The organism is Vreelandella azerica (assembly GCF_013112225.1).
In the GTDB taxonomy this organism is placed as follows: Bacteria; Pseudomonadota; Gammaproteobacteria; order Pseudomonadales; family Halomonadaceae; genus Vreelandella; species Vreelandella azerica.
In genome coordinates, this window is sequence record NZ_JABFHI010000001.1 from 429,604 (window position 1) to 455,990 (window position 26,387).

21 protein-coding genes and 3 pseudogenes are annotated in these 26,387 nt (G+C 57.3%); 12 read left to right on the forward strand and 12 right to left on the reverse strand.

Annotated elements, in window-relative coordinates; translation table 11 throughout:
• Positions 1 to 12 precede the first annotated feature (12 nt).
• Positions 13 to 1,266, forward strand: a complete 1,254-nt coding sequence (locus HLB35_RS02085) for a glycosyltransferase (protein ID WP_171701311.1) — start codon at positions 13 to 15, stop codon at positions 1,264 to 1,266.
• Positions 1,267 to 1,333: 67 nt separating this feature from the next.
• On the opposite strand, the gene katG is transcribed toward HLB35_RS02085, so the two are convergent.
• Both katG and cheZ read right to left on the reverse strand, forming a co-directional pair.
• Positions 1,334 to 3,502, reverse strand: coding sequence for a catalase/peroxidase HPI (katG, locus tag HLB35_RS02090; RefSeq protein ID WP_171701312.1), 2,169 nt, complete (start codon positions 3,500 to 3,502; stop codon positions 1,334 to 1,336).
• A gap of 345 nt (positions 3,503 to 3,847) precedes the next feature.
• A complete protein-coding gene (gene cheZ / locus HLB35_RS02095; RefSeq protein WP_171701313.1) occupies positions 3,848 to 4,534 on the reverse strand; it encodes a protein phosphatase CheZ in 687 nt (228 codons plus the stop codon).
• A 144-nt stretch (positions 4,535 to 4,678) separates the two neighbouring features.
• Between cheZ and HLB35_RS02100 the strand changes: the two genes are divergently transcribed.
• Together HLB35_RS02100 and HLB35_RS02105 are read left to right on the forward strand one after the other, a co-directional pair.
• Positions 4,679 to 5,527, forward strand: a complete 849-nt coding sequence (locus tag HLB35_RS02100; protein ID WP_171701314.1) for a methyltransferase domain-containing protein — start codon at positions 4,679 to 4,681, stop codon at positions 5,525 to 5,527.
• 128 nt (positions 5,528 to 5,655) lie between these two features.
• On the forward strand, positions 5,656 to 6,585 hold the full coding sequence (locus tag HLB35_RS02105) for a methyltransferase (protein ID WP_328730812.1): 930 nt from the start codon (positions 5,656 to 5,658) through the stop codon (positions 6,583 to 6,585).
• On the opposite strand, the gene greB is transcribed toward HLB35_RS02105, so the two are convergent.
• Positions 6,564 to 7,103 (reverse strand): transcription elongation factor GreB, encoded by a 540-nt coding sequence (gene greB, locus HLB35_RS02110; RefSeq protein WP_171701315.1) that lies wholly within the window; start codon positions 7,101 to 7,103, stop codon positions 6,564 to 6,566. The two genes, HLB35_RS02105 and greB, sit on opposite strands and share 22 nt — an antisense overlap.
• Positions 7,104 to 7,503: 400 nt before the next feature.
• On the opposite strand from greB, the gene HLB35_RS02115 reads away from it, so the two are divergent.
• The 5 genes and pseudogenes from HLB35_RS02115 (at position 7,504) to HLB35_RS02135 (ending at position 10,872) form a co-directional block, all read left to right on the forward strand.
• The gene (locus HLB35_RS02115) at positions 7,504 to 8,016 is read left to right on the forward strand and encodes a TRAP transporter TatT component family protein (RefSeq protein ID WP_171701582.1); all 513 of its coding nucleotides are present in this window, start codon (positions 7,504 to 7,506) and stop codon (positions 8,014 to 8,016) included.
• A 146-nt stretch (positions 8,017 to 8,162) separates the two neighbouring features.
• Positions 8,163 to 8,831 carry an NUDIX domain-containing protein gene (locus HLB35_RS02120; RefSeq protein WP_171701316.1) on the forward strand — a complete coding sequence of 223 codons (669 nt, stop codon included), beginning with the start codon at positions 8,163 to 8,165 and terminating at the stop codon, positions 8,829 to 8,831.
• 183 nt (positions 8,832 to 9,014) lie between these two features.
• Entirely contained in the window at positions 9,015 to 9,455 is a 441-nt protein-coding gene (locus tag HLB35_RS02125) for a DUF1249 domain-containing protein (RefSeq protein ID WP_171701317.1), read from the forward strand.
• A 12-nt stretch (positions 9,456 to 9,467) separates the two neighbouring features.
• Positions 9,468 to 10,202: a metallophosphoesterase gene (locus HLB35_RS02130; protein ID WP_171701318.1), complete on the forward strand. Its 735-nt coding sequence runs from the start codon at positions 9,468 to 9,470 to the stop codon at positions 10,200 to 10,202.
• Positions 10,199 to 10,872: pseudogene (locus HLB35_RS02135) on the forward strand (zinc metallopeptidase). The gene HLB35_RS02130 and the pseudogene HLB35_RS02135 overlap by 4 nt, the downstream one beginning before the upstream one ends.
• Positions 10,873 to 10,929: 57 nt before the next feature.
• Here the strand turns inward: HLB35_RS02135 and HLB35_RS02140 are convergent.
• The 3 genes from HLB35_RS02140 to cmoA form a co-directional block, all read right to left on the reverse strand.
• Positions 10,930 to 11,178, reverse strand: a complete 249-nt coding sequence (locus HLB35_RS02140; RefSeq protein ID WP_171701319.1) for a GlsB/YeaQ/YmgE family stress response membrane protein — start codon at positions 11,176 to 11,178, stop codon at positions 10,930 to 10,932.
• Between the two features lie 87 nt (positions 11,179 to 11,265).
• Positions 11,266 to 12,258, reverse strand: a complete 993-nt coding sequence (gene cmoB, locus HLB35_RS02145) for a tRNA 5-methoxyuridine(34)/uridine 5-oxyacetic acid(34) synthase CmoB (protein WP_171701320.1) — start codon at positions 12,256 to 12,258, stop codon at positions 11,266 to 11,268.
• 1 nt (position 12,259) lies between these two features.
• Positions 12,260 to 13,003, reverse strand: coding sequence for a carboxy-S-adenosyl-L-methionine synthase CmoA (cmoA, locus tag HLB35_RS02150; RefSeq protein ID WP_171701321.1), 744 nt, complete (start codon positions 13,001 to 13,003; stop codon positions 12,260 to 12,262).
• A gap of 119 nt (positions 13,004 to 13,122) precedes the next feature.
• On the opposite strand from cmoA, the pseudogene pgi reads away from it, so the two are divergent.
• The 4 genes and pseudogenes from pgi (at position 13,123) to serB (ending at position 20,351) form a co-directional block, all read left to right on the forward strand.
• Positions 13,123 to 14,800, forward strand: a pseudogene (pgi, locus tag HLB35_RS02155) (glucose-6-phosphate isomerase).
• A 179-nt stretch (positions 14,801 to 14,979) separates the two neighbouring features.
• A pseudogene (parE, locus tag HLB35_RS02160) lies at positions 14,980 to 16,886 on the forward strand (DNA topoisomerase IV subunit B).
• 6 nt (positions 16,887 to 16,892) lie between these two features.
• A complete protein-coding gene (gene parC / locus HLB35_RS02165; RefSeq protein WP_171701322.1) occupies positions 16,893 to 19,145 on the forward strand; it encodes a DNA topoisomerase IV subunit A in 2,253 nt (750 codons plus the stop codon).
• Positions 19,146 to 20,351, forward strand: coding sequence for a phosphoserine phosphatase SerB (gene serB, locus HLB35_RS02170; protein ID WP_171701583.1), 1,206 nt, complete (start codon positions 19,146 to 19,148; stop codon positions 20,349 to 20,351).
• A gap of 82 nt (positions 20,352 to 20,433) precedes the next feature.
• Here the strand turns inward: serB and HLB35_RS02175 are convergent, their stop codons facing one another.
• From HLB35_RS02175 to HLB35_RS02200, 6 genes are read right to left on the reverse strand one after another with little or no spacing between them, the layout of a single operon-like run.
• The gene (locus tag HLB35_RS02175; RefSeq protein WP_171701323.1) at positions 20,434 to 20,820 is read right to left on the reverse strand and encodes a Na+/H+ antiporter subunit G; all 387 of its coding nucleotides are present in this window, start codon (positions 20,818 to 20,820) and stop codon (positions 20,434 to 20,436) included.
• Positions 20,821 to 20,835: 15 nt separating this feature from the next.
• Complete coding sequence (locus HLB35_RS02180; RefSeq protein ID WP_171701324.1) at positions 20,836 to 21,105, reverse strand: K+/H+ antiporter subunit F; 270 nt, start codon at positions 21,103 to 21,105, stop codon at positions 20,836 to 20,838.
• On the reverse strand, positions 21,099 to 21,596 hold the full coding sequence (locus HLB35_RS02185; protein WP_171701325.1) for a Na+/H+ antiporter subunit E: 498 nt from the start codon (positions 21,594 to 21,596) through the stop codon (positions 21,099 to 21,101). The genes HLB35_RS02180 and HLB35_RS02185 overlap by 7 nt, the downstream gene beginning before the upstream one ends.
• Positions 21,593 to 23,104, reverse strand: coding sequence for a monovalent cation/H+ antiporter subunit D (locus HLB35_RS02190; RefSeq protein WP_171701326.1), 1,512 nt, complete (start codon positions 23,102 to 23,104; stop codon positions 21,593 to 21,595). The genes HLB35_RS02185 and HLB35_RS02190 overlap by 4 nt, the downstream gene beginning before the upstream one ends.
• The gene (locus HLB35_RS02195; protein ID WP_171701327.1) at positions 23,101 to 23,436 is read right to left on the reverse strand and encodes a Na+/H+ antiporter subunit C; all 336 of its coding nucleotides are present in this window, start codon (positions 23,434 to 23,436) and stop codon (positions 23,101 to 23,103) included. Before HLB35_RS02195 ends, HLB35_RS02190 begins: the two co-directional genes overlap by 4 nt.
• Complete coding sequence (locus HLB35_RS02200; protein WP_171701328.1) at positions 23,436 to 26,267, reverse strand: monovalent cation/H+ antiporter subunit A; 2,832 nt, start codon at positions 26,265 to 26,267, stop codon at positions 23,436 to 23,438. The genes HLB35_RS02195 and HLB35_RS02200 overlap by 1 nt, the downstream gene beginning before the upstream one ends.
• Positions 26,268 to 26,387 lie beyond the last annotated feature (120 nt).

Consider the following 26,387-nt stretch of genomic DNA (forward strand, 5'->3'; position numbering starts at 1 on the left):
AGGATGCCCGCCATGCCCGCCCCGTTCAGCGCTGAAGATCAGCAGCGTTTTCGCCCTTGTCGTATCCTGTTTTTTCCTCTTGGTTGGGTGTTGGCTCATACCGTGCGCTGTATTGAAATTGCCAAGGTGCTGCGTCAGCGAGGGCACGAGGTAGTCTTTGCCGGTGATGATCCCCAGCACCCTAGCTCCCGTTTACACCTTGTCGAGGAAGCGGGGTTTCCATTGCTCTATGCGCGTGAACCCAATCTGCCTGATGTTTGGGAGCGGTTTGAGCGCCTTGGCTGGCGGGCATCTTTCTGGGATATGGTGCATTTACGGTATTGGGCGCCATTAACCAAGATTATTGAATCCCAATACGCGGTAATCCAGCAAGTGCAGCCAGACCTGGTAGTAGGGGACGCTACTGTCAGTGCCAGTAGCGCGGCCCACCTTGCCGGTGTGCCCAGCGCAGGCATCATGAACGGCTATGCGGCACGTCTGTTAACGCCTCCTGCGCCTACCTACTTTGCGGCCTGGGGGCTGGATCGCTTCCTGCTGTCGGGCATTCGCTCGCGCTTGTATCGCCGTTACGGTCGGCCGGATCGCGATGCCTTTGACATCCTCTATCAGATGCCGATGATCTCACCGGACTTGCCAGGGCTTTATGAACTGCCCAAGCGCTTCCAGCATTATCAGATGGTCGGGCCGATTTCCCCGGATCTGCAGGCGCCCCTGCCCGAGTGGTTTGACGAACTAGAGGACGGCATGCCCAATATCTACATCACCATGGGTTCAACCGGGTTTTTGAACCACTTTCTGCGTACCACTTACCCGGTATTGGCCCGCTTGCCGTATCGGTTCATGGTGACCACAGGTGGCCAGGCCAGTGCTGACGTAATGGCTGCTGCCCCTGAGAACTTCCGTTTTACCCGCTACGCCCCTGGATCAAAGCTGTTGGCCCATGCTCAAGCCATGCTTTATCACGGTGGCAATGGCAGTATGTATCAGGCATTGGCGGCGGGCGTGCCCATGTTGGCCCTGCCTGTTCATTACGAGCAGCGCCTGAACGCCCAGATAGGTGTGAAGCACGGGTTTGGCCTGAAAATGCCAGCGCGGGGGTTGAATGCGAATAAGCTGGAACGCCAGTTAAGACGCCTGATAGAAGATCCGGGATTTCGACAAGCGGCTCAAAAGTTGTCAGCAGCTGTCAGGAACAGTCAGGGAGCTGGACAGGCCGCGGATATATTGGAGAGCGCAGCGACCGCGTATAAAAAAACGCTCGGGTAATTAGCCCGAGCGTTTTTGGATCAGGGCCGGTTAAACCTGGCCCTGTTGTGCGACGAGTGCATCACGCTTACTGGAATTTTTCCAGGTCGAAGCGGTCTGCGTTCATCACCTTGGTCCAGGCGGCAACGAAGTCCTTGACGAACTTCTCCTGGTTGTCGTCCTGGGCATACACTTCTGCATAGGAGCGCAGTACCGAGTTGGTACCGAAGACCAGATCCACACGTGAGGCGGTCCACTTGACGCTATCGGTCTTGCGGTCGCGAATCTCGTAGTGGTTGTTGCTAACCGGTACCCAACGGTTGCCCATGTCGGTCAGGTTGACAAAGAAGTCATTGGTCAACTGACCCGGACGGTCGGTAAAGACACCGTCCTGACTGCCACCATAGTTACAGTCGAGGGCACGCATGCCGCCCATCAGTACGGTCATTTCTGGTGCTGTCAGGCCCTGCAGCTGAGCGCGGTCAAGCAGCATTTCTTCCGGCTTGACGACGTATTCCTTTTTCTGCCAGTTACGGAAGCCATCAGTCAGCGGCTCCAGTGGTTCAAAAGAATCAGCGTCGGTCATTTCGTCGGTCGCATCACCACGGCCCGGTGTGAAGGGCACAAGAATATCGTAACCCGCCGACTTGGCAGCTTTCTCGATACCGACGCTGCCGCCGAGTACGATCACGTCAGCAATGCTGGCGCCGCTTTCAGCCGAGATCCTTTCGTACACGCCCAATACCTTGGCAAGACGTTCCGGCTCGTTACCTTCCCACTCGCTCTGCGGAGCAAGGCGAATACGCGCGCCGTTGGCGCCACCGCGCATGTCAGAGCCACGGAAGGTGCGAGCGCTATCCCAGGCGGTGCTGACCATCTCATTGATGCTCAGGCCGCTATCAGCAATCATCTGCTTGACAGCTTCAACATTGTAATCCGTGTTGCCTGCCGGGACTGGATCCTGCCAAATCAGGTCTTCCTGGGGTGCTTCCGGGCCAATGTAACGATCTTTCGGGCCCATGTCGCGGTGGGTCAGCTTGAACCAGGCGCGGGCAAACACATCGGAGAAGTAGGCCGGGTCGTTGTAGAAGCGCTCGGAAATCTTGCGGTACTCTGGATCCATCTTCATTGCCATATCCGCATCGGTCATGATGGGGTTATAGCGGATGGACGGGTCTTCCACATCAACAGGCTTGTCTTCTTCCTTGATGTCAATGGGTTCCCACTGCCAGGCACCAGCCGGGCTCTTCTTGAGTTCCCACTCGTAGTTGAGCAGCAGGTAGAAGTAACCGTTATCCCACTTGGTTGGGTTAGTGGTCCAGGCACCTTCAATACCGCTGGTGACGGTATCACGGCCAACGCCACGGGTAACCTGGTTGTTCCAGCCAAGTCCCTGTTCGTGTACGTCTGCTGCTTCAGGTTCCGGGCCGAGGTTGGCTGCATCGCCATTACCGTGACATTTACCCACGGTGTGACCACCAGCGGTCAAGGCAACGGTTTCTTCGTCATTCATCGCCATACGAGCGAAGGTGACGCGTACCTGTTCAGCTGTCTTAAGTGGATCTGGGTTGCCGTTAACACCTTCCGGGTTAACGTAGATCAAGCCCATCTGTACGGCGGCCAGCGGGTTTTCCATGGTCTCTGGCTGATCAACGTCTTCATAACGCTCGTCAGACGGAGCCAACCATTCTTTCTCAGCGCCCCAATAAATGTCTTTCTCAGGATGCCAGATATCCTCACGGCCGAAGGAGAAACCGTAGGCAGGCAGACCCATGGATTCGTAGGCCGCTGTACCTGCGAGAATGAAGAGGTCAGCCCAGCTGATCTTGTTACCGTACTTCTTCTTGATCGGCCACAGCAGACGACGCGCCTTGTCCAGGTTGGTGTTGTCAGGCCAGCTGTTGAGCGGAGCAAAACGCTGGCTACCGGCACCACCGCCGCCACGGCCATCAGCAATACGGTAGGTACCGGCAGCATGCCAGGCCAGACGAATCATCAGGCCGCCATAGTGACCCCAATCGGCGGGCCACCAATCCTGGCTGTCGGTCATCAGCGCGTGCATGTCTTTCTTGAGTGCATCAAAGTCAAGCTTCTTGACTTCTTCACGGTAGTTAAAGTCTTCGCCCATGGGGTTAGACTTGCTATCGTGCTGGTGAAGGATGTCCAGATTCAGCGCTTCTGGCCACCATTCCTTGGATGCATTGGCGTTTGTGTTGCCACCGTGCATGACGGGGCATTTACCTGCGTTGTCGCTCATTCATAGCCTCCACTCTGTGTATTGCCATAGATAACGTCTGTTATCTTTCCCTAAGTTAAAAGAAATATCGTTGTATCTGCCATCGCGCATTAAGCGTAACGGTGATGTTAAGCGAGTCCTGATGACATTTTTGTGCAGGAAGCTGACTGAATATGCTTCCTGCCATTGATCTCTTATTAGCTTGGTTATTTACTTGCATGTAATTTATAGACGATGATCGCTATAGTTTCAATTTGCAAATAAACACCTTTGTAATAGTTATTTGCTATAATTGGCATGGCGCTTAACGAATGATCCTAGCAGATTCCAGACTGATGCTGAGCAGCGCCCGTTCAAAAGCCTGGTTCAGAAACCCAGTTCATCAAGCAAATCGTCGACCTGATCCTGGCCGTTGACGACATCTTCTTGTTCCTTTTCTTTGTCCATCTGTGGGCCATTGCGCAATCGGGCGTGTTCATCGCGCTGGTCAAGCTGTTTCATGCTTCCGCTGGCCTCAGGCACATTGTCCACCAACACCTGTACCAGTTCCTGTTCGATGGTCTGGATCACCTCCATCATTTTCTTGATCACCTGGCCGGTCAGATCCTGAAAATCCTGAGCCATCATGATCTCAAGCAGTTCTTTTTGAGCACACCCTACCTGGGTAGGCACTTCCTGGGCGAGAAACTGGCGCGTATCCGCAATCAGTTGATCATCTGCTGTGATGTGATCACTGTCGGGTTTGGTTTCCCAGCGGGCGGAAAGCGATTGGCTGACTGTTTCCAGCTTGTCCTGGGTGGGTTGGGCGCGCTCAACGGCGTTAAGAGAACGCTCAGCGGCCTGTTCCGTCATGCTGGCAACATAATGCAAGCGCTCGTTGGCATCCGGAATGGCCTGGGCGGCTTGCTCTATCTGTTGATCCAGCCCGAGCTCTTTCATACTTTCGCGTAGCATGCGGGTCAACTGGCCAATACGTTGAATGACCTCTTCGCCGCTCTGGTCATCAAGCACCGATGGCATGGTGCTGTTATGCGCATCTTGTGAATGGGCCATAATTTGTTACCTGCTGCTTAACATTTAGGTGTTTGCCTATCATGCCCGATAAACAGGGGCTTGCCTACATAAGGTGTTGAGCCGGTTATATTGATCGTTAAGTTATGCTTTCAAACCGCGTAAACTACCCGTTTTAGCGTTCCCATGGATGCCTGTGTGAAACCTTCTGCAAACGCGTTTGAACTGTCCTCTGACGGTGACCGTTATTTTGATGGCCTGGCCGACAAGTTTTCCCGTTCACTTTATAATGCCCCGCGTGGGGAGCTACGCCTGGCGCTACTGGATGCCTTGCTGCCTGATATGTTGACTGCTTTACACACTGATGCGCCGCAACTTCCTGCAGAATCCAACACTGTTCTGGATGTGGGCGGTGGGCTTGGCCAGCAGGCGCTATGGTTTGCACAACGCGGCTTTCAGGTCACCCTGACGGAGCCCTCCCGCGATATGCTGGCGCATGCCGAAAAAGCGCTTCAGGCCGAGCCTGAACTGGCTGAACGTGTGCGCTGTTACCCGCTGGCGCTGCAACACTTGCCTGATACCTTGTCTGGCCCCTGGCGGCTGATTGTTTGCCATGCGGTGCTGGAATGGTTGGGTAACCCCCGCCAGGCGCTGGGCCAGCTAAGCCAACTGCTGGCACCAGGAGGCGAGCTCAGCCTGATGGTTTTCAACCGTGATGCGCTGCGCTTTTCCAACGTGGTGAAAGGCAATCTGCAAAAAGCCCAGCAGGATCGGTTGGAAGGGTTCGGCCTGGGTCAGCGGCTAACGCCGATATCTCCGTTGACCCACGCCCAGATAGAGGCCTGGAGCCAGGAAAACGGGCTGGAAATCCGTCAGGTTGCGGGCATCCGGATTTTTCAGGACTACCTGCGCCAGCCGCCTCAGGATGCTGCCGAACAGGAACGCCTAGTGGCACTGGAAAAGCAGTTCTGCCGCACCGAACCCCATTGGCGTCTGGCGCGCTACCTGCTTTATACCCTGGTCAAAGCGACCTGAACGTCGGCGATACTCAATCATACCCATAGAGATGACACCATGAAGGCACAGACACCTGCCTGCCAGTTACTGCAACGCTATCACCCCTCGTCTGGCCCCAATGCACCGGTTGTTGCCGTCGCACCCCCGTGGATGACTGGCTGGCGGCTCAGTTGCAGGGCGTGGTAAGTGCCGATCACAGTATTTTGCATGCCTACCGGCAGCGGGGCATTACCGCCGTTTCGCCCATGGAGGATGACAAAATGACAACACCCACGGGCTGGGTATTATTCTGGCCGAAAACCCACCAGCTAGGTATCTGGTGGTTAACCTGGCTGTGCGAGCAGTTGCCGCCGGGCACGCCGTTGGAGGTCGTAGGTGAACATAACGGCGGTATCAAGCGCGTACCCAAAGTGCTGGAAGCGCTGGGTTTGCCGTGTGACAAGCTGGACAACGCGCGGCGCTGTTCCTTGTTTGCCACCCAGACCCAGGCCTTGCCTACGGCCAGCGCCGCTGCCTGGCAAACCTTCAATCTGCGCGATATGCAGTTGCATAGCCACCCTGGGGTCTTTGGCCACGGCAAGCTGGATGAAGGCACCGCGCTTTTGCTGGATACGCTGGAACGCCAGCTACAAGCAAACAAATTGCCCGGCACACTGCCAAGATGCCTGGATATCGGTTGCGGTGATGGCATTATCAGCACCTGGCTGGCTGAGCGCAGCCAAGAGGTAACCGCCGTCGATATCAATGCCTTCGCCCTTGAAGCCTGTCGTCGAACGCTGGCCGCCAACCAGCTGACTGCCCGCGTGCTGGCCAGTGATGTGTATTCAGCCCTGGGCGATGAACAGTTTGATCTGATTATCAGTAACCCGCCGTTTCATCAGGAGCGGGATATTCACTACGGGGCAGCAGGTCAGCTGATACGTGAGGCGCCGACGCATCTGGCGCGGGGAGGGCAGTTGATCCTGGTGGCTAACGCCTTCTTACCCTATGCAGATCATTTGGAGGCCACCTTCGGCAGCTTTGAGGTTCTGGCAGATAACCGCCGCTTTAAAGTCTATCGGGCGGGTGTGCGGTAGTGAATGGAGGTAATCAGGTAGGTGGTCTCACCGCCTGGTGTCTTGACGCTGACCTCATCGTCAAGCTCTTTACCCAGTAGCGCCTTGGCCAAGGGGGCATCTACGCTGATCCAGCGCTGCTGGGTGTCGATTTCATCATGGCCGACAATGCGTATAGCGATTTCTTCGCCATCCTCACCTTCCAGTTCCACAAAGGCACCGAAGAACACCTTATCGGTATTGGCGGGCAAGCGGTCAACTACCTGCAGTTCATCCAGGCGCTTGGTCAGATAGCCAATCCGCGCAATCACCCGGTTCAGCTCTTTTTTGTTGTAGGTGTAATCAGCGTTTTCCGAACGATCGCCCAGGGCGGCCGCTTCCCCAACCTTGGCAGATAGTGCCGGACGTTTGACCCGCACAAGATGATCCAGTATGCCGCGCAGCCGTTGAGCACCTGCCGGCGTGATAAGGTTGCTTTTCGGCTCTTGGCGTGGGTCTTTTGCCGGGTCGCGCCAGCGGGTCATATTCCTGCCTTTCATCGGATATGCGGCTCCATGTTGAGATGTCTGGGGTCAATACCTGTGTCTATATCGACGGGGTCTACCAGCATACGCTAGTCAATCTGTTAAATCCCTTTTCAACAGACTGCCACGGATACGTCTGTCCACACCACCTCATCATTCTGCCTAGCGTATCATTCAAACGTTCGTTACATTGGTAGTCCGGTTGGCGGATTCAGCTATGGCTAGCCGTATAACGCAATAACAATTCCAACCAGTATTCATTGGGAGTCGCCCATGCAAGTATCCAAAAAATGGTCACCAAGACGTTCAGCCTGGCGCTGTTGAGTGCCGCTGTTTGCGTTGCTTCGTTATCGGCCAGTGCCTACCAGGACGCGCTTTTTCACTGCAGAACCGTTGGGAAAACACAGTGACACAAATGCCCGCCAGTCAGCGTGAAGGCGCCTTGAAAGCGCTGGCAGGGGAGGCTGAAGCCTTGGCCGGGCAGCATGCCGATGAAGCCGATGTGCTGGTGTGGCAGGGCATTGTGCTGGCCGCCTACGCCCGCGAGCGCGGTGGCCTGGGCGCGCTAGGCGATGCCAAGGCCGCCCGGGATGTGCTGGAGCGGGCCATCACCATTGACCCCGAAGGTTATCAAGGCTCAGCCTATGTCACCCTGGGCGCGCTGTACGACCGTGTACCCGGTGGCCTCATCGGCTTTGGGGATAGCGACAAGGCGGAGCAGATGTTTCAGCGCGCCCTGGAAATCCGCCCGGCGGGGATAGATGTTAATTATTACTATGCCGCCTTTCTGGCCGAGGAAGGCAACACCCAGGCAGCGCGTGAGTATGCTCAGCGGGCGCTGGAGGGAGATGTGCGCCAAGGGCGTGAAGCGTCAGATGCGGCATTGCGCCAAGACGCGCAACTACTGCTTGAACAGCTGTCATCCTGATCAATAGGCACAGCACGCAGGCAATGATACTGCCTGCGTGATAGCGTCTGCCTTGTAAGGCGATAGTCTCTGTTTGCTGCAGGTAAATTGGCATTACCGATAACAAGTCTTGATAATGGGGTAACGTTTTTTATCAGGAGTGACCCATGGACGCCGAGTCCCCTGCACCAGATTCATCTTCTTCAGCGTCGCCTGCGTTTACGGGTGAGGACGTTGAGCTGATTTCCCGAGATGTGCTACAGCAAGGTTTTTTCCGCCTCGAAGCCATTACCCTGCGCCATCGCCTGTTTGAGGGCGGCTGGAGCGAGCCCATGCGCCGTGAAGTCCATATGCGCAAGGATGCAGTGGGGGTGCTGCTTTACGATGTGGTTAGCGATGCGCTGGTATTTGTCGAGCAATTCAGGGCAGGGGCGGTAGATGACCCTTTGACACCATGGAAGCTGGAGTTTGTCGCTGGCCTGGTAGAAGAGGGCGAAACCCTTGAGAACGTCGCTCGCCGTGAAGCACAGGAAGAGGCGGGCTGCCAGGTCACCGAGCTCAAGCATTTGCACACCTATTACCCAAGCCCTGGGGCCTGCAACGAGCGTGTGACCCTGTTCTGTGGCCTGATTGATAGCCAGGGCATGGGCGGTATCCACGGCCTGGACGAGGAACATGAAGATATCCGGGTGCATGTGGTCAGTTTCCATGATGCCTGGGAACTGATGATGCAGGGGCGGCTCGATAACGCCATGAGCCTGATTGGCATGCACTGGCTGGCAAGCCAGCGAGCGTCGCTGCGTGCCTTGCCGGATAATACGCCGCGCTTTCGTTGAAACCGCTGTTTGAACGGAGAACCACAAACAGGCTAAAACGCATGTCTTCATGTACGTTCCAAGTATGTTTTTTTAGGTATGTTTTAAGCTTGTGCTAAACGTCTGTACCCAAGAATCGATCTTTAGATCATATGTTAAAGATCGGTGGTTAAAGATCGATTGTAAAAAGAATGGGAGCTCGCAATGGTTCGAAACGCTTACGTTACTGACCTGAAATCCCTGCAAGGTGAATGCAGCGCAAATTACCTGCGCCTGATTCGGCTGGTGGGTGATATGGAGGAAGGCCAGCGTCGCGCCATTCAGCTGGGAGAACGGGGCGATAATGCCCTGCATCTGTATATCCATGAAAATGCGCCTTATACCACCATGGTGCACGTTTCCCAGACGGGCCTGATGGATCATCTGCTGGAAAGCCCCAAGATGCGTGTTCACCTTTACCATGATGTGCGTATGGCGGAAGTGACCAACTTTCAGCGCGAAAGGCATTTTCATGGCCGCTATCGCTACCCCAATCCGCGTATGCACCAGCCGGATGAAAAACTTCAGCTCAATCGTTTTCTGGGCGAATGGTTGGCCCACGGCCTTGCCCATGGGCGCAGCGAATACCTGCATGAAGTGCCTTGAGGAGCGTCACCAATGCGTCTTGTACAGCTGACTGACCTGCACCTGCATGCTGACCCTCTGGCCCGTTCACGGGCGGGGGTTCCCTATCGTCAGTTTCTGGCGGTGATGGACGCCATCAAGCAGGAAAAGCCTGATCTGGTCATCGTGACTGGCGATATCAGCCAGGATGAATCGGCACAGGCCTACGCATTGGCGGTTGAACAGCTCAATCGTCTGGCTTGCCCCTGGCATTGGCTGCCGGGCAACCATGACCAGCGCCCCCTGATGGAAGCGGTTCATCCGCTGGCAGATGCGCTGATGCTGAATGAATGGCGGCTGCTGTTGCTGGATACCCAGGTGCCTGGCGAACCAGGCGGTGCCCTGGGAAGCGATAAGCTGGTGGCATTGGCAGCCCAGCTTGATCGACAGCTGGCACCGACAATAATTGCCATGCACCATCCGCCTGTAGAAGTGGGCGCTGCCTGGATGGATGCCATCAGCCTGGAAGACAAAGACGCTTTCTGGCAGCTGATTGGCCGCTATCCGCAGGTCAAAGTAGTACTGTTTGGCCATGCCCATCAGGCCTACGCGGAGGAAAAGGCGTTAAACGGCTTCAGCGTCAGTGTTTATGGCAGCCCCGCCACGGCCGATCAGTTTCTGCCCCATGCTGAGGCGTTTGCGGTGGATGAGGCCGCTCGCCCTGGCTACCGTGTGCTGGATATCCAAGGAACTGGCTGGCACACCCGTATTGAGCGGGTGACGTCATGATCATTCTGCTGATTGCTTTTGTACTGGCCATTTTCGTGCTGCCCAACCTTTGGGCCAAGTGGGTGCTCAAGCGTCATGCCCGTGGGCGCGATGATTACCCGGGAACCGGGGCGGAGCTGGCTGAGCATCTGCTGCGCCGCTTTAACGTCGAAGGGGTGAAGGTGGAGCGCACCGAGTACGGCGACCATTACGACCCGGAAGCCCGCACGGTAAGGCTGTCGGCGGATAATCATGACGGGCGCACCTTGACAGCGGTGACCGTGGCGGCTCATGAAGTTGGTCATGCCCTGCAGCATCACCAGGGCTATGCACCGCTGCTGGCGCGCTCACGCCTGGTGCTGCTGGCGCAAAAGGCGGAAAAAGTGGGTGCTTTGCTGATGATGGCAGCCCCCTTCCTGTTTGTGTTGACCCGCCTGCCAGGTGGGTTGGCACTGGTGATTATCATGGCGGTGATCAGCTTTGGTACGGCGGCGGTGGTTCATCTGGTCACCCTGCCGGTGGAGTTTGATGCCAGCTTCAACCGCGCCTTGCCCATTCTGAAAGACTATGTGCCCCCAAAGATATGCAGGGTGCCCGCCATGTACTGACTGCCTGTGCGTTTACCTATGTGGCGGCTTCCCTGGCGAGTATTCTAAACTTGGGGCGCTGGCTGGTGATTCTGCGCCGTTAACGCCAGAAGACCGCCCAATTGGGCGGCCTTCTGGTTCATGACCTAGCCAATAGCTTACTATTTCTTCACAAAACGATAAGCTGCCAACAAAATCAGTGCACCCACGATAGCGGTAATAAGGCTACCAAAGCTCAAGGTGCCCACAGTGCCGAGGCCAATCAGTGATCCTACCCAGCCACCTACAAAAGAGCCGGCAATACCCAGCAAAATGGTGATAAAAAAACCACCTGGATCTTTGCCAGGCATAATCATTTTAGCGATAACGCCAGCAATTAAGCCTAATAATATCCACGCAAGAAATCCCACCGTATGTCTCCTTAAATTTTGATCTATTTTAAATTAGAGTTTTGCGATAAAAGTATGACATAAGGCTTTCTGGTCATGTAACCCGTTTCAGGTGTCTCGATTGGCAAGAATTATTGCACGCCTTGGCGCGGGATAACCTTCCCGGGTAAGCGAAGGGTCGTCAGGGTCAAGAAAATCTGCCAGGGATTGATACGTCATCCAATCGGTGGCGCGTTGCTCGTCCAGGGTAGTCACGGCTTCATCCACCACGCGGATATTGCTGAATCCGCAGCGCGAAAGCCAATGGCAAAGCGCTTGTGAAGAAGGCAGGAAATACACGTTGGGCATGGCCGCATAGCGCTCGCCGGGCATGAAGACAGTCTGTTCATCGCCTTCCACCACCAGGGTTTCCAATACCAGTTCGCCCCCTGGGGCCAAGGCCTCTTTCAACTGCTGCAAGTGCTCAAGGGGAGAGGGCCGGTGGTAGAGCACGCCCATGGAAAAGACCGTATCGAAAAAGCCCAGCCTGGCGGGCACGTCTTCAATACCGACCGGCAGAAAGTGGGTGCGCTGTTGATCAGCATCGCCCACAAAATGGCGCACTGCCTGAAACTGCCAATAAAAACGTGGTGACGGGTCGATGACCAGGACAAAGTCTGCCCCGGCGCCGACCATACGCCAGGCATGGTAGCCGCTGCCACCGCCCACATCCAACACCTTGCGGTAGCTGAGTGGGGCAAGGTGAGGCGCCACCCGCTGCCATTTCCAGTCGGAGCGCCATTCGGTATCGATATCAATGCCGCCCAGCGAGTAGGGCCCTTTGCGCCAAGGCGCAAGCTTGCGCAGCAGATTGAAACACTGGCGTTGCTGGCTGTCGCTCAGAGCCATATCCACGCGGACGGTGTTCTGATCAAGATATACCTCGCGCTCTGCGGGCAACGGCGGCAACTTGCGCACCGCCTTTTCCCACATGGGAAGATCCCCATGGCGCTGGCGATCCAGCCCCTTGGCCAGCTGTTCGGGCAGCAGGGCGAGCCATTCGGTTAATTCCTGGTCGAGAAACGCCTGATAAAGCACGCGGTGATCGTCGGCGAGGGGCACCTTAGCTCTCCTTGAAGGCAATCAGTGAGGTAAAGTTCAGGTACTGAAACCAGGTCATTGAACGCGGAAAGCCTGCCTGGGCCAAACGGCCATGCAGGGCATCCAGAGTATCGGGAATCAACACGTTTTCCAGTGCGGTACGTTTCTGGCTGATTTCCATCTCGCTGTAGCCGTTAGCGCGCTTGAAATCATGGTAGCGCTCGACGCGCCAGGCGTTATCGCGCTCATCGGCATCAATGGTTTTTTCGGACAGAATCAGCACGCCACCGGGTTCAAGGGCGTCATATAGCCTGGCCAGCAGGGCATCGCGGTCTTCAGGTGGCAAGAACTGCAGGGTGAAATTCAGGATGACCATGCCGGAGGGCTGATAGTCCAGCTGACGGATATCCGCTTCCATCACCTGCAGGCTATGCTGGGGGCATTCATCCGCAAAGGTTTGCTGGGCGCGTTCGACCATGGCGGGTGAAAGGTCGACCCCGGTATAGCGAAAGGCATCTTCCGGCAGAGCGCCCGCCAGAGCCAGGCCAGAGGCGCCCAGCGAGCAGCCCAGATCATAGACGTGGGCACCGTGGCGCAGATGACGCTGGGCAATCAGGCTGAGCATGCCAAGAATCTGACCGTAACCCGGCACCGAGCGGCGGATCATATCAGGAAAGCAGGCGACGACCTGCTCATCAAAGGAGAAACGCGCGACGCGATCCAGGGGTGTCGAAAAGATGGCGTCACGGTAAGATGCATCACTCATGGGCAGGCCGGTTTCATCGCAAATAGACAGCGTGGATAATCAATGGGCGCATAGTTTACGCTGCAAGCGCCACCCGGAACAGACCCCGCTGCACCCAACATCGCCATAGGAGAGGGCCAATGTCATCAGTTGCTAACGCAACGTCGGATCAATTACCGGCATGGAAAGCATTACAGGATCACGCCGATGCGCTGAAAAGCGTTCATCTGAAAACGCTGTTTGCCGAGTCATCGACGCGCTTTGATCACTTTGCGCATCAGGCCGCTGGGGTGATGCTGGATCTTTCCAAACAGCGTTGGCAGGATGAAACGCTGGACAAACTGCTGGCCCTGGCAGAAGAAGCCGAGTTGCCAAGCGCTATCGACGCTCTGTTAAGCGGCCAGCGGGTGAATACCAGTGAAGACCGCCCGGCGCTGCATACGGCATTACGCCTGCCCCCGGAGGCAAACCTTGAGGTTGATGGCGAAGACGTAGTGGCAGCGGTGCATGCCAGCCTTGCGCAGATGGAAACCCTGGTCAGCCGTTTGCACGCAGGCCAGTGGCGGGGAGCCACCGGCAAGCCGATTCGCCATGTGGTCAATCTGGGGGTCGGGGGTCGGACCTGGGGCCTTTGATGGTCACCCACGCATTGGCCGACTACCGCCCTGACGACGTGCATCCGGTCGAGGTGCATTTTGCTTCCACCATGGATGGCTCCCAGCTGGCGGATTACCTCAGCCGCCTGAACCCTGAAGTGACGCTGTTTGTGCTGTCATCGAAATCCTTCACCACCATTGATACCTTGTCCAATGCCAATACCGCCAAGGATTGGTTGCTGGGGCGTTTGACTCGACATGGCGCTACCCCGATCAGCGCGGAACTGGTGATTCGCCAGCACTTTATCGGCGTTTCCGCCAGCCCGGAAAAAATGACCGCCTGGGGCATCGCCCCGGCGCATCAGCTGCGTTTCTGGGAATGGGTCGGCGGGCGCTATTCGCTATGGGGCACCATCGGCCTGCCGATTGCGCTGGTCATCGGCATGGAAAATTTCCGCGCGCTGCTCGCTGGCGCCCATGCCATGGATCGTCACTTCCAGGCGGCGCCCATGGCTGAAAACCTGCCCGTACTGCTGGCGTTGGCAGGTATCTGGAACGTCAATTTCCTGGATATCCGCGCCCACTCCATTTTGCCTTATGATGGCCGTCTGGAATATTTTGCCGCCTACCTGGAACAGCTGGAAATGGAATCCAACGGCAAATCCGTGACTCGCCAGGGCGAGGCGATTGATTACTCAACCTGCCCGGTGCTGTGGGGGCAGCTAGGCCCCAATGCCCAGCATGCTTTCTATCAGCTGTTGCATCAGGGAATGCAGCCGGTGGAGTGCGATTTTATTGCCCCCTCAAACGCTATGATGATGTTGAAGACCCTGAAACCCGTCGCCACCTGCAGACCCAGCACCGGCTGGCGCTGGCCAACTGTTTTGCTCAGTCGCGGCTGTTGATGCTGGGCGATGATGCCATTGATGACGATGGCCCGCGCCCGCCGCATAAACGCTATCGCGGCAACCAGCCATCGACCACAGTGCTGCTTGACCAGCTGACCCCGCACACTCTGGGCGCCTTGATTGCCCTTTATGAGCACAAGGTATTCGTCCAGGCCGTGATCTGGGATATCAATCCCTTTGACCAGTGGGGCGTGGAGCTGGGCAAGCAGATTGCCACCGAGACCCAGCAGATCATCGACGGGCAGGCACCCGCTGACCACATGGACGCCTCCACTCGCGGCCTGATCGACGCCTTTTGGGCAGCGGATAAATAAGTGTCAAGCACGGGCGTCAGACTGCGCCGGATACTGTATCCTATGACCATATATACAGTATTTTGCTTTTCCGCTATGCTGTCTGTTTGATTTTTAGGCCCATTTGATTGCCACGCCGTTACGCAGCCGCCTCGTCAGCGGCTGCGAAGGCAGGTTTGACCTTTCAGGATATACGCTTCATGACTCAGTTTGATGCCTCTCAATACGGCGCCAGTTCCATCGAAGTCTTATCGGGGCTTGAACCAGTGCGCAAGCGCCCCGGCATGTATACCGATACCTCAAGGCCCAACCATCTGGCTCAGGAAGTAATCGATAACAGCGTCGATGAAGCGCTGGCGGGACATGCCAATGCCATCAAGGTCATGCTGCTGGCAGATGGGGGTATCGAGGTCACTGATAATGGCCGTGGTATGCCGATTGATATGCACCCCGAGCACGGCGTGTCAGGGGTAGAGTTGATCTTTACCAAGCTGCATTCCGGCGGCAAGTTCTCGTCTTCCAGCTACCGTTTTTCCGGTGGACTGCATGGGGTTGGGGTGTCTGTGGTGAATGCCCTGTCACGCCGATTGGAAGTGGAAGTGACCCGCGACGGCGCACGTCACGCCATGGCCTTTGAGTTTGGCGCCAAGGTCGAAGAGCTGCATAACCTGGGCAAGGCGGCGAAAAAGGCCACCGGCACCCTGGTTCGCTTCTGGCCGGATGAAAGTTATTTTGATAGCCCCAAGCTGGCGCTCTCCCGGCTGAAACATCTGCTGCGCGCCAAGGCGGTGCTGTGCCCCGGGCTTGCCGTAACACTGGTGGAGCCCGACGGTACCAGCACTGAATGGGTCTATGCCGATGGCCTGCGCGACTACCTGGCTCAGGCCACTGATGGTTATGAAGTGGTGCCCAATGCGCCCTTTGTTGGCCATTTCAGCGATGATGAGCATGGCGTTGACTGGGCCATTCAATGGCTGCCCGAAGGCGGTGAAGCGCTGCTGGAAAGCTACGTCAACCTGATCCCCACGCCTCAGGGCGGTACCCATGTGAACGGCTTTCGTGCCGGGCTGCTGGATGCCCTGCGCGAGTTCTGTGAGTACCGTAGCCTGTTGCCAAGGGGGATCAAGCTGACCGCCGATGACCTCTGGGAGCGGGCGTCTTTTGTGCTCTCCGTCAAGATGCTCGACCCCCAGTTTGCCGGCCAGACCAAGGAGCGGCTGTCATCGCGCACCATTGCGGGCTTTGTGTCCGGCGTGGTCAAGGACGCTTTCTCGCTGTGGCTTAATCACCATGTAGAACAGGGTGAAATGCTCGCTGAGTTGGTGATCAGCGCCGCTCAGCAGCGCCAGAAAAAGTCCAAGAAAGTCGCTCGTAAGAAGGTCACCTCAGGTCCGGCCTTGCCCGGCAAGCTGGCGGACTGTTCCGGCCAGGACCCGGCCCAGAGCGAGCTGTTCCTGGTGGAAGGGGATTCTGCCGGGGGCAGCGCCAAGCAGGCGCGTAACCGCGAAACCCAGGCCATTCTTCCGTTACGCGGCAAGATTCTCAACACCTGGGAAGTCGAGACCCACGAGATCTACAGCTCTCAGGAGGTTCATGATATCGCCGTGGCGATTGGTGCCGACCCGGGCAGTGCCAATCTGGAGAAACTGCGTTATCACAAGATCTGTATCCTGGCGGATGCGGATTCCGATGGCCTGCACATTGCCACTCTACTGTGCGCGCTCTTTGTGCGTCACTTCCCAAGCCTGGTGGATGCCGGTCACGTCTTTGTGGCCATGCCGCCCCTTTACCGGATCGACCTGGGCAAGGAGGTTCACTACGCCCTGGATGAAAGTGAAAAAGCCGCGATACTCAAGCAGCTGGCGAAAAAAGCGGCACACGGAAGGCTACCCCGAATGTTCAGCGCTTTAAGGGGCTGGGTGAGATGAGCCCGCTGCAGCTGCGCGAAACCACCATGGCGACCGAGACTCGCCGCCTGGTACAGCTGACCCGCTCGGAAGGCGATGGCACCCAGGAAGTGATGGACATGCTGCTGGCCAAGAAACGCGCCGGTGATCGCAAGAAGTGGCTGGAAGATTACGGCAATCTCGCAGATATCGAGGTATAACCCCAGATGACCATGGATATCCAGGTCGCGGAAGGCGATGTTGAACGCATCGCCCTGCGCGATTACACCGAAAAAGCGTACCTCGACTACTCGATGTACGTCATTCTCGACCGTGCCCTGCCGAATATCGGCGACGGCATGAAACCTGTGCAGCGGCGGATTATTTACGCCATGCGCGAGCTGGCATTGCATGCCAATGCCAAGTACAAGAAATCGGCGCGTACTGTGGGCGACGTCCTGGGTAAGTTCCACCCCCACGGTGACAGCGCCTGCTATGAAGCCATGGTGCTGATGGCCCAGCCGTTCAGCTATCGCTACCCGCTGGTGGACGGCCAGGGTAACTGGGGTAGCCCCGATGATCCCAAATCCTTTGCGGCCATGCGCTATACCGAGGCCAAGCTTTCAAAGTTTGCTGAAGTGCTGCTCAGCGAGCTGGGCCAGGGCACCGTGGACTGGGCGCCCAATTTTGACGGCACCATGCAGGAGCCGGTGGTATTGCCCGCGCGTTTGCCCCACGTGCTGCTCAACGGTGGCAGCGGAATTGCCGTTGGCATGGCCACTGATATTCCGCCGCACAATGTTGGCGAGGTTGTGGATGCCACCTGCCATCTGCTGCGCCACCCTGAGGCCACCAACACTGACCTGATGGCGTTTGTGCCAGCGCCGGATTTCCCGACCGATGCGGAAATCATCACCCCGCGGGCAGATCTGCGTAAGCTTTATGAAGCCGGGCGTGGTTCGGTCAAGCTACGCGCGTGCTTTGAGCGTGAGGGCGCCAATATCGTGATCACTGCGCTGCCCTGTCAGGTCAGTGGGGCCAAGGTGCTGGAACAGATAGCTGCCCAGATGCAGGCCAAGAAACTGCCCATGGTGGCGGATCTGCGCGATGAATCCACCCATGAAGCGCCGACGCGCCTAGTGATTGAGCCGCGTTCTAATCGCGTGGATGTGGATGTATTGATGGCCCACCTGTTTGCCACCACGGATCTGGAAAAGAGCGTGCGGGTCAATATGAACGTGATCGGCCTGGACGGCCGCCCGCGGGTCATGCCGCTGGCGGATATGCTTGGCGAATGGCTGCGCTTTCGGCGTACTACCGTGCGCCGCAGGCTGGAGCATCGGCTGGGCAAGGTAGAAGATCGCCTGCATATTCTAGAAGGCCTGCTGACCGCCTATCTTGATCTGGATGAAGTGATTCGCATCATTCGCGAAGAGGATGAACCAAAAGCGGCGCTGATTGCGACCTTTGGCCTTTCTGAACGCCAGGCAGAAGCCATTCTGGAGCTGCGCCTGCGCCACTTGGCCAAACTGGAAGAAATGAAAATCCGCGGCGAACAGGAGGCGTTGGAGAAAGAGCGCAAACAGCTGCAAGGCCTGTTAGGCAGTGATACCAAGCTGACCAACCTGATCGAGAAAGAGATTCGCGCCGCCGGTAAAGAGCACGCCGATGAGCGCCGCTCGCCGCTGGTTGAGCGTAGCGAAGCTCGAGCGCTGTCGGAAGTGGAGCTGCTTGGGGCTGATCCGATCACCGTCGTGGTCTCGGAAAAGGGCTGGATTCGCGCCGCCAAGGGCCATGATATCGACCCGGAAGGCCTTTCCTATAAAGCGGGCGACCGCTTCCTGCTGGCGGCCAGGGGCAAGACCAACCATCCTCTGGTCATGCTGGATGATACCGGGCGTGCCTATACATTGAGTGCCCATAACCTGCCCAGCGCCCGCGGTCAGGGCGAGCCGATCACGGGGCGGGCCAACGTCGCCGCCGGGGCACAGATGGCGGGTATCCTGCTGGCTGCACCAGAAAGCCGTTTTCTGCTCGCCAGTGACGGTGGCTACGGGTTTATTGCCCGTCTAGGTGAGCTGACCGGCAAGAACAAGGCAGGCAAAAGTGTGTTGACCCTTCCCAAGGGCTGTAGCGTCATGCCACCGGTGGCGATTCCCGAGGGTGAATCCCTGTGGGTGGCAACAGTGTCCAACGAAGGGCGCCTGCTGGTCTTCCCGCTGGATCAGCTGCCGGAAATGGCTAAGGGCAAGGGCAACAAGATGCTGGATATTCCTGGCCCACGAGCAGCGCGACGGGAAGAATTCATGCGCGATATCGCCGTGCTGGCCGAGGGGGATGCCTTGGTGCTGCATGCTGGTAAGCGTAAACTGACCCTCAAGTCAGATGATCTGGCCTATTATCGGGGTGAACGTGGCCGTCGGGGCAACAAGTTGCCACGCGGTTTCCAGAAAGTTGAGCGGCTTGAGGCAGGGGAATAAATCATGAAACGCTGTTTGATTCGTGCGACCGGCAGGGCGCGACCGGACCAGCTCGCCGGGCTTGGCAAGGCATTGGCAAAAACTGGGGCACGTCTTTTGGATATCAACCAGAGCGTGACCTTTGGGATGCTCTCGCTGGAGGCACTGGTGGCGCTGGAGCATGACAGCGCGCTGGAAGCCATGCTCAGCGAAGCAGGCGATAGCCTGGGGCTGGATATTCAGGCCATTGCCGTGAGTGCGGATGATTACCACCGCTGGAGCCTGGAAGCCAGCCAGCCGCGTTTGATACTGACCCTGCTGGCGCCGCGTCTGCCTGCCGGCATTCTGGCGGAAGTGGGTGGCTTGACGGCGGAGTTTGGTCTGCACGTTGAGCTGGTACACCGGCTTTCCGGGCGCGAGCCGCTGGATGGCGAATCGCCTGGTAATGGTGCCTGCGTTGAGTGCTGGTTAAGAGGCGATGACGTCAACCTGGCCGCACTACATGAAAAAGCCCTGGCACTCGGCGCCCAACACGGCGTGGACATTGCCATTCAGGAAGACAGTATCTGGCGCCGTCATCGTCGCCTGGTGTGTTTTGATATGGATTCAACCCTGATCAAGGCTGAAGTGATTGATGAACTTGCCCGTCGTCACGGGGTAGGCGATGAAGTGGCCGCGGTGACCGAGCAGGCAATGCGCGGCGAGCTGGACTTCAAACAGAGCTTTCGCGCGCGGATGAGCAAGCTTGAAGGGCTGGATGAAGCGGTGCTGGCGGAAATTGCTGAAGAGCTGCCGCTAATGGATGGCGTGGAGCCTTTGATGGCCAACCTCAAACGGCTGGGCTATCGCACGGCGATTATCTCCGGTGGCTTCACCTACTTTGCTCGTCATCTACAGGAGAAGCTTGGCTTTGATGAAATTCATGCCAACGAACTGGTGATTGAGAACGGCAAGGTGACTGGGGAGGTTCAGGAGCCGATCGTGGATGCTGAACGCAAGGCGGAGCTGCTTGAGGCCATTGCCCTACGTGAAGGTTGGATGCTTGAGCAGACCATTGCGGTTGGTGACGGTGCCAATGACTTGAAAATGCTCGGTAAAGCCGGACTGGGGATTGCCTATCGTGCTAAGCCGCTGGTGCGCGCTCAGGCGCGTCAGGCGATTTCTACCCTGGGGCTGGATGCGGTGCTCTATCTGATTGGCTATCGCCATAGCGACCTGCTTGACTAGTCGCTAGAGTCACTTGAAGTCAGTACACAAGGGGGCGCTGATGCGCCCCGTTGGCGTTGTGGTGGAAGGCAGGCCGTGCCGCTTAACCGTGACCCTTGTCCGGGTGAGGGACAGGACGTTCACCGACTTCTTCAGGACGAAGTTCGACGGGCTTGCCTTCGGTCACATCAATCCGCCGGAGCTGCAGATGCAGGCCCGTTTTGGCCAGCAGGTGGGCACTGACCGGTGCGGTAATAAACAGGAACAGCGTAATCAGTATTTCCTGAATATCCGGTGACCCTTCGTAGCCCCAGAAATACAGCATGGAAGCAACCAGCATGAAACCAATGCCCAGGGTAGTGGCCTTGGTAGGGCCGTGCAGGCGCATATAGAAATCTTTCAGGTGCGCCATACCCAGCGAGCCGATAAACAGAAACACTCCGCCAGCAATCAATAACAGCGACGCCAACGCTTCAACAATCCAGGCCATGGGAACTCCTGTGGTCTATTCGATGATGTCGCCGCGCAGAATGTACTTGCACACAGCGACGGTACTGATAAAGCCCAGCATGGCAATCAAGAGGGCAGATTCAAAGTAGGTCTTGGTGTTCAGCCATAGACCCAGTAACACAATCAGCGCGATTGAATTGATGTACATGGTGTCCAGTGCGAGCACCCGGTCAGGTAGATCCGGCCCTACCGCAAGGCGGTAAAGGTTAAGGATCAGCGCCGTGCTGACCAGCGTCAGGGTGATGTAAAGGGCAAGGGTCAGCATTCGTAAATCTCCTTGAGCGGCTGTTCGTAACGCTTGCGGATCTGCTCAATCAGGGCTTCCTCGTCGTCCACATCCAGCGCATGGATCAGCAGCGACTTGCCATCCATGCGCAGGTTGGCAGAAACCGTACCGGGTGTCAGGCTGATCGTGCTGGCCAGCAGGGTAATGGTAAAACGCTCCTCCAGCATCAGGGGATACTCGATGAAGTGAGGGCGTAGTTTGCGCCAAGGGTTGGAAATCAGATAGGCCACTTCAAAGTTGGCGATAACGATGTCCTTCAGAACACGCAGAGCAAAGCGCAGCAGCTTGAGAGGCCTGCCGATACGCGGTTCGGCATCCCAGAAGCGGTAAGTGGCCAGCGGAATGGCAACGGCCAGGGCGCTACCCAGCACAATCTGGCCAAAAGCAACGCTACGCACCAGCAGCAGCCAGACCAGCAGCAACAGGATGGACAGCACCGGCGTGGGTAACCAGGAGCGTGGCTTGATCATGAGTTATCTCCTGCGTCAGGCATCAGCGCTTCAATCAGCGGCAGAGGATTGGCAAGCTGTTCAGCAGCGGCTGCGGTGTAATGGCTGACCGGGCCGGCAAAGATCACCAGCAGCGGTGCGGCACTGAGTAGCCATATGACCCCAAACCATTGCTCACGAGGGAGTTTCTTGCCAGTGGCGGTGCCGCGCTGGCTGCGCCAGAAAAGCGTCGAGCCCGCGCGTGACAGGGCAATCAGCGAACTCAGCCCGGCCAATAGCAACAGTGGCCACAGCCATAGCCGCTGCATGCCTTCTGCTGCGTTGAGCATCAGCGCCTTGCCAAGCGCGCCGGAAAGAGGCGGCAGGCCCGCCACGGCAATAGCACCGATGAAAAACGCCAGTGCCAGCCATTGGCCCTGAACCAGCGGGCGGCCCTTGACCAGACGGGTGCCAGGCTTGCCGCGCTGGGCACCAATCATATCGGCCAACAGGAAGAGCCCGCCGGTCACCAAAGTGGTATGAATCAGGTAATACAAGAGTGCAGATACCGCTTCGGGCGTACGCATGCCGATACCCGCCAGCAGGGTGCCAACCGAGACCAGTACCAGATAGGCAACCAGCAGGCGCAGATCCTTGGCGGCCAGCACGCTCACTCCAGCAATCGCCAGGGTGGCCAGCGCGAACCACCACACCCAGGGTTGCTCCAGAGCGGTCAGGCTACCGGCCTGATCGCCGAAAATCAGGCTGTAGACTCGTAGAATGGCGTAAATACCCACCTTGGTCATGATCGCAAACAGGGCCGCCACTGGGGCAGGCGCGTTCGCATAGGCACGCGGCAGCCAGAAATACAGCGGCAGAATGGCGGCTTTCAGGCCAAATACCACCAGCAGGATCAAGGCGCCTGCCGTTACCAGGCCTTCCCGCTCGGGAGGAAGTTCCGCCAGGCGTTGGGCCATATCTGCCATATTCAGCGTGCCGGTTGCGCCGTATAGAACGCCAACGCCAATCAGGAACAGCGATGAACCGGCCAGGTTAAGCACCACATAATGAACGCTGGCCTGAATACGCGCCTTGCCGCCGCCGTGAAGCAGCAGAGCATAGGAGGCCAGCAGCAGGACTTCAAAAAACACAAAGAGGTTGAACAGATCGCCGGTCAGAAAAGCACCGTTGATACCCATTAGCTGCCACTGGAAAAGGCCATGGAAATTGCTGCCTTTTTCATCATCGCCGGCGCAGGCATAGACGACTGCGCCGACCGCCAGCACAGAAGTCAGCAGCACCATCATCGCTGACAGGCGATCCAGCACCAGGGCAATCCCGAAGGGAGGCTGCCAGTCGCCCAGCGCATAATAGGTAATCTCACCGCTGGCGGCCTGATTGACCAAGCCAATCGAGACCAGCAGCAATAAGGCGGTAGAGACAATGCTGACAATCCGCTTGTAGCGGACGATCCCCTGACGTTGATAGAGCAGCAGAATACCGGCAATCAAGGGAAGAACGACGGGTAGAACAATCAAATGTTGAGTCATTCGCGGTCTTCCTTTTTACCGTCTACATGGTCGTTACCCGCTTCACTGCGCGCGCGCATGGCCAGGATGACCACAAAGGCTGTCATGGCAAAACCGATCACAATGGCCGTCAGCACCAAAGCCTGTGGCAAGGGGTCGGCAATCGCGCCCTGTTGCTGATTGACCAGGGCTGCGCCGTCAGTGGTCAAGCCGCCCATGGAAAACAGGAACAGGTTGACCGCGTAGGATAATAGCGTCAGGCCGACGACCACCGGGAAGGTGCGTCCACGCAGGGTAAGATAGAGGCCGCAGGCAGTCAGCACCCCGGTTGTAATGGCATACAGCAGTTCCATTAACGAGTCTCCTTGTCGGGCGAAGAGGCTTCAGGCTCGGTTTCTGAGGGTTCAAGCGTTGGGCGGTGGGCCGTGGTGACCTTGCCCAGGTTGGCCAGGATCATCAGGGTCGCGCCGACAACGGCCAGGTAAACACCCAGATCAAACAGCATGGCCGACGCCAGTTCGAACGTGCCCACCAGGGGCAGGGTGAAGTAGGCAAAGGTCGATGTCAGGAACGGATAGCCGAACACCCAACTGCCCAGGCCGGTAAGGGTAGCAATCGCAACGCCTGCGATGGCCACCGGCTGGAAGGGAAAGTCCAGCCTCTCCTGAGCCCATTCCACGCCGCGCGCCATATACACCAGGATCAGAGCGACCGCTGTCACTAGCCCAGCAATAAAGCCCCCGCCTGGCATGTTATGGCCGCGCAGGAAAATAAACGCAGATACCAGCAGTGCCAGTGGCAGCAGGGCCATTGAAATCGACGTCAGGATGGCCGGGTAGCGGTCCGGCGACCAGACGCGGCCTTCACCGTCACTATGAGGCAGGAACAGGCGCAAGCGGTTGAGCAGTTTGAAGATCGCAAGTCCGGCGAGTGCCAGTACAGTAATTTCACCGAGGGTATCAAAGCCACGGAAGTCGACAAGGATCACATTGACGACGTTATAGCCCCCGCCGCCGGGTTTGCTGTTGGCCAGGAAGTAATCAGAAATCGACGACGTATCCGTGGTCAGCACTGCATAATTGAGGCTGGCAATCACCAGCCCCAGCGCCGAGGCCAGCAGGATATCGCGCACATTGCGCAGCGGGCTGGATTCTCGAGGCGTTTGCTGGGGTAGGAAGAACAGTGCCAGCATCAGCAGGATCATGGTCACCACTTCCACTGAGAGCTGGGTCAAGGCCAGATCCGGGGCAGAGAAACGTGCAAAGGTCAGCGCGACGAACAGGCCAACAACGGAGAGCATCAACAGTGAAATCAGGCGATAGCGGTGGGTCGCTGCGGTGGCGATACCCCCAAATATCAGCATGGCCGCGCCGAGCAGGACAATGGCGTCGACAGGTTGGTTACCCAGCTTTCCGGTAAGCGGGGCAATCGGCGCCAGCCCGATCACACCCATGACCAGCGCGGATAACAGTAATAGCCCCATGTAGCGCTGTAGTGAGTGGCCCTCAATCTTGTTGATCAGCCAGTCTGCTTTCTGGTTCATATTAATAATAGTACGTTCGAATACCCGGCGGGCATCCACGCTGGCAAATGGCTGAGTCAGCTGGCGCAGGTCAGGGTGGCGCCAGTACATCAGGATGCCAAACGCCAGAGCGGCAAGGCTCATCAGCAGTGGCAGGTTAAAGCCATGCCAGATAGACAGATGAAATTCCAGAGGCTCGCCCAATACAGCCTGAGCGGCCAGTGATAAAACCCCAGACGCCATCAGCCCGGGCAACAGGCCGACCACGACACAAAGCCCGACCAGGATTTCAACTGGCAAGCGCATCAGGTGAGGGGGTTCATGGGGCGATTTAGGCGGTGTTTTCCGGGCTGGCTTAAAGAAGACGGCATGCACCAGACGCAGCGAGTAAGCCACCGAAAGAATCCCACCCAGGGTGGCCAATACAGGCAGCAGCCAGCTCAGGCCGCCCAGCACCGGGGTGGCGAGGGTCTCGGTAAAAAACATTTCCTTGGAGATAAAGCCGTTGAATAAGGGAACCCCCGCCATGGCAGCCGCGGCCAGCGTGGTCAGCAGAGCGGTGACTGGCATGGTTTTTTTCAACCCGCCCAGCATTTTCAGCTCGCGGGTGCCGGTTTCATGGTCAATAATACCCGCGCTCATGAACAGGGCTGCCTTGAAAGTGGCATGGTTGAGAATATGGAAAAGGGCGGCGAGTACTGCCATAGGGCTGCCAATGCCGAGCAGAACGGTGATCAGACCCAGGTGGCTGACGGTTGAAAAGGCCAGAATACCTTTAAGGTCGGTTTTGAACAGCGCAAACCAGGCGCCGTATAACAGCGTAATGGTGCCGGTCAGCGAGACAATCACCGACCACAGTTCACTGCCGGCAATGGCGGGATGCAGGCGCGCCATCAGGAAAATACCTGCCTTGACCATGGTGGCCGAGTGCAGGTAAGCGGAAACCGGCGTAGGCGCTGCCATGGCATGGGGTAACCAGAACTGGAACGGGAACTGGGCGGACTTGGTGAAGGCACCGAGCAGCACCAGCACCAGCATCAAGGGATAGCGTGGATCGGCAAGGATGACATCCTGGCTTGCCAGCACCACATTCATATCGAAGCTGCCAACCATATCGCCCAGCAGCAACAGCCCAGCCAGCAAGGCAAGGCCGCCAGCGCCGGTGACGGTCAGCGCCATACGTGCGCCTTTGCGGGCATCGCTCTGGTGAGACCAGTAGCCAATCAGCAGGAAAGACGAAATACTGGTCAATTCCCAGAATAACCACAGTAGAATGAGGTTGTCCGACATGGCAATGCCAACCATGGACGCCATAAACAGCATCAGATAGGCATAAAAGCGGTCGAACGGCTCTTCAGGACTGAGGTAAAAATGCGCGTAAAGCAGAATCAACAGGCCAATGCCGAGAATCAGCAGATTAAACAGCAGTGTCAGGCCGTCCAGGCGCAGCGCCAGGTCCAGACCCAGTTCCGGCATCCAGCCGACTGAAAAACGCAGCGTTTCGCCGTCAAGCAGCGCAGGCACCTGGCTGAAGGTAAGCAGCAGGGCGAGGGCAGGGGCAATGGCCGTGATCCGTGTGCTCAGAACACGATCCCGCTGGCCCAGCAATGCGGGTACCACAACACCCAGCAAAGGCAGTAAAGCTATCCACAGCAGTATCATGGGGGTCATCCAGTGAAAATGTCTTAAGTTATTGATGTCATCTTGTAATGTGCCGCTTGCTCAAGCGATGCATCGACCTAGGATACATCAGTCAGATTAACAGAGTATCAACTGTACCGA

Excerpts from the sequence above, each read along its gene's own strand:
- HLB35_RS02085 (WP_171701311.1), top strand. The coding sequence starts at position 13 with ATGCCCGCCCCGTTCAGCGCTGAAGATCAGCAGCGTTTTCGCCCTTGT.
- katG (WP_171701312.1), bottom strand. The coding sequence starts at position 3,502 with ATGAGCGACAACGCAGGTAAATGCCCCGTCATGCACGGTGGCAACACA.
- cheZ (WP_171701313.1), bottom strand. The coding sequence starts at position 4,534 with ATGGCCCATTCACAAGATGCGCATAACAGCACCATGCCATCGGTGCTT.
- HLB35_RS02100 (WP_171701314.1), top strand. The coding sequence starts at position 4,679 with ATGGATGCCTGTGTGAAACCTTCTGCAAACGCGTTTGAACTGTCCTCT.
- greB (WP_171701315.1), bottom strand. The coding sequence starts at position 7,103 with ATGAAAGGCAGGAATATGACCCGCTGGCGCGACCCGGCAAAAGACCCA.
- HLB35_RS02115 (WP_171701582.1), top strand. The coding sequence starts at position 7,504 with ATGCCCGCCAGTCAGCGTGAAGGCGCCTTGAAAGCGCTGGCAGGGGAG.
- HLB35_RS02120 (WP_171701316.1), top strand. The coding sequence starts at position 8,163 with ATGGACGCCGAGTCCCCTGCACCAGATTCATCTTCTTCAGCGTCGCCT.
- HLB35_RS02125 (WP_171701317.1), top strand. The coding sequence starts at position 9,015 with ATGGTTCGAAACGCTTACGTTACTGACCTGAAATCCCTGCAAGGTGAA.
- HLB35_RS02130 (WP_171701318.1), top strand. The coding sequence starts at position 9,468 with ATGCGTCTTGTACAGCTGACTGACCTGCACCTGCATGCTGACCCTCTG.
- cmoA (WP_171701321.1), bottom strand. The coding sequence starts at position 13,003 with ATGAGTGATGCATCTTACCGTGACGCCATCTTTTCGACACCCCTGGAT.
- parC (WP_171701322.1), top strand. The coding sequence starts at position 16,893 with ATGACCATGGATATCCAGGTCGCGGAAGGCGATGTTGAACGCATCGCC.
- HLB35_RS02175 (WP_171701323.1), bottom strand. The coding sequence starts at position 20,820 with ATGGCCTGGATTGTTGAAGCGTTGGCGTCGCTGTTATTGATTGCTGGC.
- HLB35_RS02180 (WP_171701324.1), bottom strand. The coding sequence starts at position 21,105 with ATGCTGACCCTTGCCCTTTACATCACCCTGACGCTGGTCAGCACGGCG.
- HLB35_RS02185 (WP_171701325.1), bottom strand. The coding sequence starts at position 21,596 with ATGATCAAGCCACGCTCCTGGTTACCCACGCCGGTGCTGTCCATCCTG.
- HLB35_RS02190 (WP_171701326.1), bottom strand. The coding sequence starts at position 23,104 with ATGACTCAACATTTGATTGTTCTACCCGTCGTTCTTCCCTTGATTGCC.
- HLB35_RS02195 (WP_171701327.1), bottom strand. The coding sequence starts at position 23,436 with ATGGAACTGCTGTATGCCATTACAACCGGGGTGCTGACTGCCTGCGGC.
- HLB35_RS02200 (WP_171701328.1), bottom strand. The coding sequence starts at position 26,267 with ATGATACTGCTGTGGATAGCTTTACTGCCTTTGCTGGGTGTTGTGGTA.